This is a genomic window from Sphingorhabdus lutea, assembly GCF_001889025.1.
In the GTDB taxonomy this organism is placed as follows: domain Bacteria; phylum Pseudomonadota; class Alphaproteobacteria; order Sphingomonadales; family Sphingomonadaceae; genus Sphingorhabdus_B; species Sphingorhabdus_B lutea.
The window spans coordinates 1250108-1262478 of the sequence record NZ_CP018154.1 but is presented as its reverse complement, the minus strand read 5'-3'; the positions used below and the strand labels follow the sequence as shown (position 1 = coordinate 1262478).

Below are 12371 nucleotides of genomic sequence, written 5' to 3'. Positions count from 1 at the left end.
AAGATAAGCAGCAAGCGCCACCAAATTCACCATTGTGATGGATTATTTTTTGCAATTATCCAAATCAACCCACCAATATTTATTGTGCGATTGATAAAGTTTAATTCTTAAAGCAGCAATGTTCAGAACGACGATCTTAGTTTTTCGACCATCAAATGCGGCGCGGGGCGATTTTCAGCAACAATTGCCCCGGCAAGCTGGTCGCTTAACCGTGACAAACGATTATATAGATCAATACTTGATGTGATAATCGATTGCGCCTCTTGGGGAAATTGCACAATCACGGCCTCATCACTTGGCGCGGCATGGCCAAGGTCAAAATGCGGCGGCGCATTTTTCTTTTCTTTTTCTGCAAAATTAAATGCTGATTTTTCAGTCTCAAATTCACCGGCAAAATATGCCTTTTGGTTTAACAACCATGCAATAACATGCATTAAGCGGGTCGTGACCTTTAATGATTCACATGAAAAAGAAACCGATAAAAATGCAGGGACATCATCACTATGTCGATATTGATCAAAATAGGAACGCGCCTCATCGGCAAGCAACATAGCCTCTGTATATAAACTGTCGACAAGCTTCGCCGTCATTTGATGCTTGGCGATTTGGTGGTTGGATGAGTTAATATCTTGCTGCATCATTTTTATATGCCAATATTATTATGCTAAATATAGGGTAAATGATGGTTAACGATAATTTGGTTGATAAATGTTTCGGTTTGAGACGCGATATATGTAAATATTAACAAAGAATTTTATTATAATCAGGCGATAATATCCGGGATAAGCTGATCCTCCAGCCGCGCAATCTCATCCTTTAATAATAATTTTTTTCGTTTAAACCGCGCCACCTGCATTTGATCGCTATCGACACGTTCCTGTAACGCATTAATCGCGTCATCAAGGTCGCGATGCTCCATTTTCTTGATATTTAATAATTTAACAAGGCCATCATCATTCATAAAATTTATATAGCATAGGAAATGATAATCACATCTTAAATTTTATCAGAATGTATAATATTTCTTATAATCAGCATGAAGACAAATTTGTCCTATCATTTGTAATAATCTATTAACCATGAATACAACCATTTAGGATTAAATTTTATATGTCATTTGCCAAATTTCATTTATTATTATAGCTTAAATAATGCATATAAATTGCCGTTATGCGAATGTAAGATTATAAATTATAAATATCATCAATTATTGATAATTTATGTCGGTTAAAGAAAGAAAAATGCTTTAAATATCAACAAGGAGAATGAGGAAATGAACAATAGCCATATGTCCGCGCTGAAAACGAAACATGAAGATTTACAACATAAGTTGGATCAAGAGGCTAATCGACCATTTCCCGATATGGGCATTATTAACAAGATTAAGAAGATGAAGTTGAAGATTAAAGAAGAAATGAGGCAGCATAGCTTGGCATAGTCTGCCGTCTTATTTTTATATAATAGGCTGAAACCTATTAATAATTAAAATAAATTGCGAAACAAAATATTGGGATATGGTGAAAGTTTATATCTCGCCTATCATGATATATTCTGATAGCATGTGGCTATGAATATCGTATCCCAATCTTCTCGCACTATATTGACCAACCTGCATGACTTAATGGCGTCAAAGCGCGGCGCGCAAACCAAATTAAATATGATCGTCGATATTATTGGCGAAACATTGCAAAGCGAGGTTTGCTCCATTTATTTGCGCCGTGAAGGGATGTTGGAATTATTTGCAACGCGCGGCCTTAATCAAGAGGCTGTGCACGTCACCCGCCTTGCTCTTGGCGAAGGTCTTGTCGGGTCAATTGCCAAGGATGTCGAGACGTTAAACCTTGATGAGGCAGCGACCCATCCCCGCTTTGCCTATAAACCCGAAACGGGCGAAGAAAAATTTCACAGCTTTGCCGGCGTCCCCATTATTCGCGCGGAAAGAGCGGTTGGCGTTTTGTCGGTGCAACATGCCGAACCACGTAAATATGAAGATGTAGAGATTGAAACGCTGCAAACAGTGGCGATGGTGATGTCCGAACTTATCGCCGGGGCTGGTTTAATTGATGGCAGTGATGATGCGCAAATGGACCAATCCACCGCCGTTGCCAACGGCTTGCCATTGGTAAAGGGCGTTGCATTGGGCAAAGCTATTTTCCACGAACCCAATATTCGAATTGAACATGTTCTGGCAGAGGATGTGGAGGTTGAACGCCAACGTGTTTACACCGCCTTTACCAAAATGCGCGACCAAATTGAACAATTGGCCAATCAGGCCGAATTTGGCAATGCGGGCGAGCATGTTGAAATTTTCGCCGCATATAAAATGTTCGCTTATGATGAGGGCTGGTCAAGACGCATTAACAAAGCAATTGACAGCGGTCTGACCGCTGAGGCTGCGATTGAACATGTGCAACAACGCACCCGAATGCGGATGCGGCAAATTGATGACCCATTATTGGCCGAACGCATGCATGATTTGGAGGATTTGTCCAACAGGTTGCTGCGTATTGTTTCGGGCCAAATGTCCACGGCGGCGCAGCTTGGCTTAAACGAAGATTCCATATTGGTGGCCCGTAATTTGGGGCCGGCGGAGCTGTTGGAATATGATAGGCGGCGTTTACGCGGCGTGATATTGGAAGAAGGTTCATTAACCGCGCATGTTACCATTGTGGCGCGCGCAATGGGCATTCCAGTATTGGGGCGCATTGGCTCTATTCGCGGGCAAATTCGCGAAAATGACATGTTGCTGCTTAATGTAGATCAAAAAAATGTCATCATCCGGCCCAGCGGCGCAGCGATTGAAGCATTCCAACATGAGCTGGACCTGAAAAAAGAGCAAAAGGCAAAATTTGCCTCTATGCGCAATATTGAACCGATTAGCATTGATGGCACACGCATCAATTTGATGATCAATGCCGGCCTGCGCGATGATGTCTCCTCCATAACCACCACAGGCGCGGATGGCATAGGATTATTCCGGACCGAATTTCAATTTCTTGTCTCCGCCACTCTGCCCCGCCGTGAACAACAAATTCGTTTTTACCGCGATGTTTTGGATGTGGCAGGCAATAAACCAGTTATTTTTCGCACCATTGATGTTGGCGGGGATAAGGCACTACCCTATCTGCAAAATCGCGGGCAGGATGAGGAAAATCCCGCAATGGGATGGCGCGCGGTGCGCCTTGCCCTTGACCATGGTGGGTTGATGAAGGCGCAGGCCCAATCATTATTGGAAGCATCGCCGGGAAAATTATTACAAGTAATGTTTCCCATGATTGCAGAGCCATGGGAATTTGATGAGGCAAAACAGGTTTTTGATGATCAATTGGCGCTGTTAAAGAAAAGGGGCAAGCAACCCCCCAGCAAGATACGCTATGGCGTGATGTTGGAAGTACCCGCATTGGCCGACATGTTGGACATATTATTACCAAAGGTTGATTTTATTTCCATTGGCACCAATGATTTGACCCAGTTTTTATTCGCCGCCGACCGCGCACATCCACGATTGGCGGAACGTTATGATTGGTTAAGCCTTGCAATTATGCGTTTTTTAAACCGTGTGGTAAAAGAATGTATTGCCCATGATGTGGATGTTAGCATTTGCGGTGAAATGGGTGGCCGACGGTTGGAGGCATTGGCATTATTGGGCATTGGCGTGCGCAAATTATCCATTACCCCTGCGGCAATTGGATCGATAAAAAGCCTGGTCATTTCAACTGACATCCCGAAAATTGAGGCAAAGATGCAGGAATTGTTAAAATCCCCCTGCCCCAATTTACGGCCAGAGCTGGAAAAATGGGCAGAAGAACATGGCGTCGATTTGGATTAAATCATATTGAGGTCATATTTTTTACATTATTTAGACTGCCTCCACCATATATCCACATTGACAAAGTGGTTGCAGCCAGCAATGAATGTAAAAACAGGGAAAATAGGCATGAATGCCATTTGGGGTCGTGGAGTTTTTAGGTGAGCGAAGAAGCAGAAAATAATGAAATTAAATTAAAAACCGTTGGCGAGCGTTTGAAAGATGAACGCCAGCTGCAGGATTTTGATCTTAATAAAATTGCCGAAAAAACGCGAATCCCCAAACGCCATATACTTTCGCTGGAGGCTTCTGACTTTTCCGCCTTGCCCGGCATTACCTATATTGTCGGTTTTGTGAAGGCATATGCCCGCGCGTTAAATTTGGATGAGGTCCAATTTGCCAGCGATATAAGAGAGGAATTGAACGAACAAAATATCGTTAGCCGCGCCTCTCAAATGGAACATTATGAGCAGGTTGATTCCGCGACAATCCCGCCAAAATGGCTGGCATGGTCGGCAATTGGAATTGCGGCGGTCCTATTGGCGGCATTTTTAATTTGGCGCACCGCGCAAATGGATGTCATCAACTATCCCGCAGAACAAGCCAGCAATGAAGCGCCCGCAAACGCGCCAAAGCAAAAACAGGCCGTCGCAACAGCACCAACCGCCGAAGGGCCAGTTGTGTTTACCGCAAAGGGTGAAATTTGGCTGCGAATTTATGAAAAAGAGGGCGAGCGCATTTTTGAAAAGCAAATGAATGCGGGCGAAAGCTTTACCATTCCAGCAACAGCAAAAGAACCATTATTATTAACCGGACGCCCAGATTTATTGACCGTGACCATTGGCGGCAAAGAAGTCGCCCCATTGGGCACAGCAGAGCGCACGGTTTCTGATCTGCCGATTAGTGCAAAGGCGCTATTGGCGCGGCCATCGGAGGAAGAAAGCGCAGCGGCTGTGCCAGCAACGGCTGCGCCCACAGCCACGCCGCCCGCAACCCCTGCGCAATAATCAACGCCGACCCATCAATATTACTGGTCCACCAAGTTGACTGGATCGCACTATTTCTGGCCCATCATTAACATTGACCAGCCAGCCATATAATATCGCGCCAAATAATATTGCCTTTAAGCTTGATAAATATTTTGCAACATTTTGTAGATTATGCCTTGTTGATAAAAAAATAATATGCGCATTGATGACAATCTCTTGCTCCAAATCCATTGCGGTGCTAGCGTCGCAATATTCAATTGAAAAAACTTAATTGAATCCGAATTCCGGTCATCAATCATGATGGCCCATCTAGGTTGATGCTTTATGCGGCATAATGTCCCCTATATAGTTGGAGCTGATTTCATCGGCGCAAGAAACTTGCCCCATGCAATTATTGGCAATCCAAATATGGATAAGGCATGGCAGAAAAGACCATGCGATACCGCAATAGCAGACACAAATTTTTATAAATTTTTCACATCATTTGCTCAACCATATCAACCAGAAAATGGTTTAAATATATGAGCATACAACATAATCATACCCCGCAAAAATTTAACAATGAACATTCCGTTCAATATGGTCAGGTTCAATTTGGACCAATGATCACATTTGGCCGGACCATGAAAAATGGAATATTCATTCATAATGAAATGCGCGGTATTTGGAGTAATCAGCATGAAGACGCGTATGTTAATCGACGCGCTGCACCGGGAAGAAACCCGCGTAGCAGTAGTAACAGGAAATAAAATTGAAGAATTTGATTTTGAATCAGAGGAACATAAACAGTTAAAAGGTAATATCTACCTTGCCAAAGTAACCAGGGTTGAACCATCATTGCAGGCAGCTTTTGTCGATTATGGGGGCAATCGTCACGGATTTTTGGCTTTTTCTGAAATCCATCCTGATTATTATCAAATCCCCAAAGAAGATCGCGAACGTTTATTAGCCGAAGAGGCAGAGGCTGCGGCCGAAGAAGCATCAATGCGCGAACAAGAGGAAATGGAAGAAGCCGGTGAGGTTTCCCCATCCTATGAAGATGAAGATGAAGATGAGCTTATCGAAATTGAAAGCGATGAGCGCGTGGACACTATCGATATTAACGAAGGCGAAACCGGCGATAGCGATGATGATGGCGATGATGAAGATGACGCATCCCAAGATGATGAGGCGTCTCATAGTGAAAACGGCTCTCATCAAGATGAAGACGACGTAAATAGCGAAGATGGCAGCGATGAAGATGGCGTAGATGGCGAAAATCGCCAAAATCGCAGCCGCCGTGGTCGCGGACGTGGCCGTGGTGGTCGCCGCGGTAATAATAACCGTGAAAATGGCCAAAAAGGCGGGCGCCAAAATGGACGCGGCAATGGCCGTTCTGCGCCAAAGGCCAGCGACGAAATGCGCGCAAAGCGCATTGCGATACGCCGCCGTTATAAAATTCAGGACGTTATCCAACGCCGTCAGGTTTTATTGGTTCAAGTCGTCAAAGAAGAACGCGGTAATAAGGGCGCGGCGCTGACCACTTATTTATCATTAGCGGGTCGTTATTGCGTATTAATGCCCAATACCAGCCATGGCGGCGGGATAAGCCGCAAGATTAGCAATTCATCCGATCGCAAAAGATTAAAATCAATTGTGTCGGAAATGAAATTGCCCAGCACCATGGGCTGTATCATCCGCACGGCGGGCATGTCCCGTACCAAGGTGGAAATTAAGCGCGACTTTACTTATTTGGCGCGTTTATGGGATGAGGTGCGCGAAAAAACATTAAAAGGCGCAGCTCCCACTTTAATCCATTCGGACAGCGATTTAATCAAACGTGCGATACGCGATATTTATAATCGTGATATTGATGAGGTTTTGGTTGAGGGTGAGGATAGTTTCAAGGTTGCGCGCAATTTCATGAAATTATTGATGCCCAGCCATGCCCGCAAGGTGCAATTATACAGCGATGCAACCCCATTATTCCAAGTACATGGGGTGGAGGATCAATTAAACGCCATGTACCAACCGGTGGTGCAATTAAAATCTGGCGGTTATATTGTCATCAACCCGACCGAGGCGCTGGTTTCAATTGACATTAACTCTGGCCGTTCGACCAAAGAACATGGGATTGAGGCCACCGCGCTGTCCACCAATTTAGAGGCAGCTCGTGAAATTGCCCGCCAATTGCGTCTGCGCGATATGGCAGGTTTGGTGGTCATCGATTTTATCGACATGGAACATCACAGCAATAACCGCAAGGTTGAGCGCGCGATGAAGGATGCGTTGAAAAATGATCGCGCCCGCATACAGGTTGGCCGCATTTCCAGCTTTGGTTTAATGGAAATGTCACGCCAAAGGCTGCGCACCGGTGTGTTGGAGGCATCGACCCGCGAATGCCCACATTGTGAAGGAACAGGATTGGTGCGCACCGCATCTTCCTCTGCTCTATCCGCCTTGCGGATGGTTGAGGATGAAGCTGCACAAGGCAAGGGCAGCATTATCAGCCTGTCGGCAAGCCAAGAGGCCGCCATTTATGTGTTGAACAATAAACGTCATGAACTGGCCAATATTGAGGATAGATTTGGCGTTCGGATTTCGGTCACACCAAATGGAGAGGTTGAAGGCGCAAAAATGACGGTCAGCTCATCTGGCCCGCCATCGACCCGCCGCCCCATTGCCAAAGCCCCAATTGTCGAAGAATTTGACGATGAGGAAGAAGTAGAGGCAGAAAATAATCAGCGTTCAGAAGGCGGGCATCGCCATGATGACCAAGATGATCGCGGCAATGACCAAAATGGCGAGCCGCGCAAAAAACGTCGTCGTCGTGGCCGCCGTGGCGGACGTGATCGCAATAATGATGCGCAGCAGGATAGGAATGGCCATGATGATGCAGGCTCCAATCAAGCCGAGCAGGCGCAATCGGGCGATAATCTTGCCGCCAATAATGATGAACAATCGCAAAAACCGCGCCGTTCGCGCCGCCGTAAAAATGCAAATGAAGATGCCAATAATGATGGCCGCAATAATCAAGAGCATGGCAATGATGCAGCGGGCAAAGAGGTGCAGGCCAATGATGGAAGCAGCGATGATGAAAATGGTGCAGCAAAGCCAAAGGCACGCCGTAAGCCATCTGCTGCACGTGCCAAAAAGGTAAAGGAAGAAGCCGTATCAACCAACGAAGATACAGCAGAATCCAAACCGAAAACGCGCCGCGCATCAACCGCGAAAAAGAAAGCTGAAACTGCAGCAAAAGAAGCTGCAACTGATGCCGCAACAAATAGCGCATCGGCAATATCGGACAATGGCGAAGAAGCTGGCGACAAGCCAGCGGCGAAAAAGCCTGCCCGCACCCGTAAAAAGGCTGAACCCAAGGCAAAGGCTACGAAAACCGCCGATTCCAACGATGTAAGCGAAAAAGCGGCAAAGCCAAAGGCAAGCGCCGCCGCGAAAAAGCCAGCAACACGTAAAAAAGCTGCGCCTAAAACCACCGGCAAAGCGGCGGATAAGGATGCAGAAAAAACGGTGAAGCCAGCAAAAGCCGCAAAGGCAGAAAAAGCCGAAAAGCCTAAAAAGGCGGCAGAAAAAAAGGTCGAGACTGAAGAAGCTGATAGTGCCGCAAATACAGAAGAAAAAGGCCCGCGCAAGGGCGGATGGTGGCAACGCACCTTTGGCTAAAGCCATTTAGTATCTAACATATAAAAGGCGCTCCTATATATTTAGAAGCGCCTTTTTTTGGGCCTATTTTTATAAAATAGCATCAATATTCAAAATCATCATCATCCAAAGATAATAGGCTGGCATTGCCGCCCGCGCTGGTCGTGTCGGTGCTGATGGTTCTTTCCACACAAAAACGGCTTAAATAATGCGGCCCGCCGGCCTTTGGTCCGGTGCCGCTATGCCCTTCCCCGCCAAATGGCTGGCTGCCCACGACCGCGCCGATAATGGAACGGTTTACATATAAATTACCAACCCGTGCCTGTGCCTCTACTCGCTGTGTCACGCGGGCAATGCGGCTATGTACACCCATGGTCAGACCAAAACCGCTATTGTTAATTTGCGCGATTAACGCATCCATGCCGCCGCGCCGCCATTTCACAATATGGATAATCGGGCCGAACCACTCGGTTTGCAAATCGGAAACCTTATCAATAGCGATTAAGGTTGGCGGCACAAATAATCCATTTTTGGGAACATTGGCTGATTTAATAATATTATTTTTTTGCGTTTCCAAATAACCCATCAATTTATCATATGATGCTTTATCAATTACCGGCCCAACATCACAGTCCGCCCGATCGGGCATGCAAATGTTCAAACTGTCCATTGCACCGCAAAGCATTTCGACCAAATTGTCGTAAATATCATCCTGCACCGCCAATAAACGCAGCGCAGAACAACGCTGTCCTGCCGATTGAAAACCGGAAATAATCACATCACGGACAACCTGTTCCGGCAGGGCGGTTGAATCCACAATCATGGCATTTAACCCACCCGTTTCGGCGATTAAAGGAACTAAGGGCCGATTATCATCAATCAACAAACTGCGTGCAATATGCCGCGCGGTGGGAACGGAACCGGTAAAGACAACGCCATTGATGCGCGCATCTTCCACCAGTGCCTTGCCCAAATCTGCGCCTCCATTGGCAAATTGCAAAACATCCTTGGGCACGCCGGCCTGATATGCCAAATCAACCGCAAATTTGCCGATAATAGGGGTTTGCGGGGCCGGTTTTGCGATGACGCCATTGCCCGTCACCAATGCAGCGGCGATTTGCCCCATAAAAATGGCCAAGGGGAAATTCCATGGTGCAATGGCGGCCCAAATGCCGCGCGCGTCCATGCGCAATATATTTTGTTCCCCCGTGGGGCCGGGCAGGATTATATCCTGCATTTGTTCACGTGCCTGCGCGGCATAATAACGGCAAAAATCAACCGCCTCGCGAACCTCATTTATCGCATCAAATATATTTTTATTTGCTTCTTTCACCAATATTTGCAGGGCAGTTTCGCGTTGCTCCTCCAAAAGATCGGCCCAAATTTCCAATATGGCAGCACGATTATCCACCGACATGCGCGACCATGGCACAAATGCCTTTTGTGCATTGGCAATCATGGCCGATAATGTGTCAGTCGATATTTGCTGTGGCGCAATTAAATCAATTGGTTGGTTCATACGGGACATGAGGGCATCGAGCGTGCCGGCATCGTCCATATGAACCCCCCTGCTGTTCAACCGTTCGGGTTGATATAAATCACATGGAAGCGGGATAGAGGGATGGCGCGCCCCCTTTATATATATAATCCGATCAACCGGATCTTTTAACAATTCATCATCGGTCATATTATGATCGGATAATTGATGGACAAAGCTGCTATTCGCGCCATTTTCCAACAAACGCCGCACCAAATAGGCAAGCAAATCACGATGTCCGCCAACGGGCGCGTAAATCCGGCATTGATATCCCTGTTCCCGCACCAAATTTTCAAATAACCCATCACCCATGCCGTGCAGGCGTTGAAATTCGAAATCGCGCCTATCCCCTGCAAGATGGATGATGCTGGCCACCGTCAACGCATTATGCGTGGCAAAGGCGGGGAATAGATTTTTTGCATCCAACATGGCGGCCGCACATGCCAAATATGACACATCGGTCGCGGCCTTTCGCGTGAACAAAGGATATCCCGAAAGCCCCTGTTCCTGCGCATATTTAATTTCACTATCCCAATATGCACCCTTTACCAGACGCACCTGTAATTTGCGGCCATAAACACCGCTCATCTCATCGGCCCAACCAATTACGGCCATTGCCCGCTTTGAATATGCCTGTATCGCCATGCCTAGGCCATCCCAATGGGCAAGTTGTGGTGCGCTGGCCACCGCCTCAATAATGTCCAGGCTCATATCCAATCTTGCCGCCTCTTCGGCATCAATGGTCAATAATATATTTGAATCCGCCGCCAATTGGGCAAGCTGCAGACATTTTTCGATCAATTCCGGCACGCATTTATGGCGATGTGCCACCTCATATCGCGGGTGCAGGGCCGATAATTTAACCGATATACTATGGCCCAGCGCCTTACCCTTTGATTGGAATTTGGCCAATTTGCGAATGGCATCGCAATAGGCGTTAAAATAACGCGTCGCATCATCCTCGGTCCGAGCGGCCTCCCCCAACATATCAAAACTTGCCGTAAAACCGCGATTGACGCTTTTATTCATGCGCTTTACCGCTTCTTCGATATTGCGGCCCATCACAAAAATTTGCCCCATTAACCGCATGGCGGCGCCCACGCCCTGGCGCACAAATGGTTCGCCCGTGCGCGCGATTAAAGTTTTCAGGACGCTTCCTTCATTTGGGCCGACCATTGCCTTGCCCAATACCAACCCCCATGTCGCGCTGTTCACCAATGTGCTGGCTGATTTGCCGCTATGCGTTCCCCAATCTGCATTGCCAATTTTGTCAGAGATTAACAAATCAGCAGTATCATGGTCCGGCACGCGCAAAAATGCCTCTGCCAAAGATAATAAGGCCGTGCCCTCTTCTGTGCCAAGACGATATTCATTCAAAAATTGATTAACCCAGCCTTCATGCTGTGCCTTGCGCAGTGAAGTCAAAAGCGTCTTGGCTATTTCTTTTACAATTTGGCTGTCTTCATCGGACATTTTTATCGCATGGGCCAATGGCAAGATCATATCAGGCTCTGGCGCATGGCTTATCTGCGTCATAATATGTCGAAACTCTATCATTTTCAGGCTTACCGATGGTGAGGATGAAGATGAAGCGTTCATGGCAATAATCCTATTTTTGATGATTTGATAAATTTCTTAAAAATGACTTTCCTGTCCCATGTCCGATTGCACTAATTGTAATTATATTACAAGTTTCCTGTGCAACTATATCCTGTTAAAAGTAAAATCCCGCCCAGCATATGAACCAGTTCAGGGGCCATATTCATGCTGGACGGGATAGTTGCTCCTTAATAAAATAATTTTTATTTGAGCAATCTTATCATTTTTTTATCTCTAATTGATATTTATCGACGGCAGGGGCTATCCGATTTGTCTATTGCCCGGCCCGCCATTGCACCAACCGCCGCGCCAATAATGACACCTTCGGTTTTATTGCCACGGCGCGCGACTTCATTACCGACCAATCCTCCGGCGATTGCGCCAATAATTGTGCCGCCCGTGCCCTTATCACATCGATAGGCATTATTATTGCTGCGATAAACATTGCGGCTATCGCGGCGGTCATCATAACGTTCTTGGCGTCTATCCCTTTGCTGTTCGACACGGCGTTGATCACGGCGACCTTCATAATAACCATCATTATATCCGCTATATTGATAATAGCCGGGTTTAGACTGATAATGATTTGCGCCCTTTGCCTCTGCATTGGACACACCAATCATTGAAATGACACTTGCACCGATTAAAGCAATTTTTGACATCTTATACATCATCATATTTCACCACTTCTTTAAAAAGACGCCATTTATTCTGTCTTCAAAATAAAATGAGCGGCCATTGTTTTGCCCCGTGAAAATAGCTATGCCAAAAACCATCTGTTCAAATGCTGAATGTGGCT

The 12371-nt window shown here is 46.4% G+C and carries 9 protein-coding genes; 4 read left to right on the top strand and 5 right to left on the bottom strand.

From position 1 onward, the window contains the following. Positions 1–122: 122 nt before the first annotated feature. Both LPB140_RS05995 and LPB140_RS05990 read right to left on the bottom strand, forming a co-directional pair. Positions 123–641, bottom strand: a complete 519-nt coding sequence (locus LPB140_RS05995) for a DUF1465 family protein (protein ID WP_232223471.1) — start codon at positions 639–641, stop codon at positions 123–125. Positions 642–763: 122 nt separating this feature from the next. After that, a complete protein-coding gene (locus LPB140_RS05990; protein ID WP_072559068.1) occupies positions 764–961 on the bottom strand; it encodes a YdcH family protein in 198 nt (65 codons plus the stop codon). A gap of 312 nt (positions 962–1273) precedes the next feature. Here LPB140_RS05990 and LPB140_RS05985 point away from each other — a divergent pair, with 312 nt between their 5' ends. The 3 genes from LPB140_RS05985 (at position 1274) to LPB140_RS05975 (ending at position 4815) form a co-directional block, all read left to right on the top strand. Further along, complete coding sequence (locus tag LPB140_RS05985) at positions 1274–1438, top strand: DUF465 domain-containing protein (protein ID WP_072559067.1); 165 nt, start codon at positions 1274–1276, stop codon at positions 1436–1438. Positions 1439–1567: 129 nt separating this feature from the next. Then, positions 1568–3829 (top strand): phosphoenolpyruvate--protein phosphotransferase, encoded by a 2262-nt coding sequence (gene ptsP, locus LPB140_RS05980; RefSeq protein ID WP_072559066.1) that lies wholly within the window; start codon positions 1568–1570, stop codon positions 3827–3829. Positions 3830–3969: 140 nt separating this feature from the next. After that, positions 3970–4815: a helix-turn-helix domain-containing protein gene (locus LPB140_RS05975; RefSeq protein ID WP_072559065.1), complete on the top strand. Its 846-nt coding sequence runs from the start codon at positions 3970–3972 to the stop codon at positions 4813–4815. Here the strand turns inward: LPB140_RS05975 and LPB140_RS05970 are convergent, their stop codons facing one another. Continuing rightward, entirely contained in the window at positions 4816–5028 is a 213-nt protein-coding gene (locus LPB140_RS05970) for a hypothetical protein (RefSeq protein WP_072559064.1), read from the bottom strand. Positions 5029–5475: 447 nt separating this feature from the next. Between LPB140_RS05970 and LPB140_RS05960 the strand changes: the two genes are divergently transcribed. Next, the gene (locus tag LPB140_RS05960; RefSeq protein WP_072560518.1) at positions 5476–8457 is read left to right on the top strand and encodes an Rne/Rng family ribonuclease; all 2982 of its coding nucleotides are present in this window, start codon (positions 5476–5478) and stop codon (positions 8455–8457) included. 82 nt (positions 8458–8539) lie between these two features. Here LPB140_RS05960 and LPB140_RS05955 read toward each other — a convergent pair whose 3' ends face one another. Both LPB140_RS05955 and LPB140_RS05950 read right to left on the bottom strand, forming a co-directional pair. Beyond that, on the bottom strand, positions 8540–11572 hold the full coding sequence (locus LPB140_RS05955) for an L-glutamate gamma-semialdehyde dehydrogenase (protein ID WP_232223470.1): 3033 nt from the start codon (positions 11570–11572) through the stop codon (positions 8540–8542). Positions 11573–11817: 245 nt separating this feature from the next. After that, positions 11818–12249 carry a glycine zipper 2TM domain-containing protein gene (locus tag LPB140_RS05950; RefSeq protein WP_232223469.1) on the bottom strand — a complete coding sequence of 144 codons (432 nt, stop codon included), beginning with the start codon at positions 12247–12249 and terminating at the stop codon, positions 11818–11820. Positions 12250–12371 lie beyond the last annotated feature (122 nt).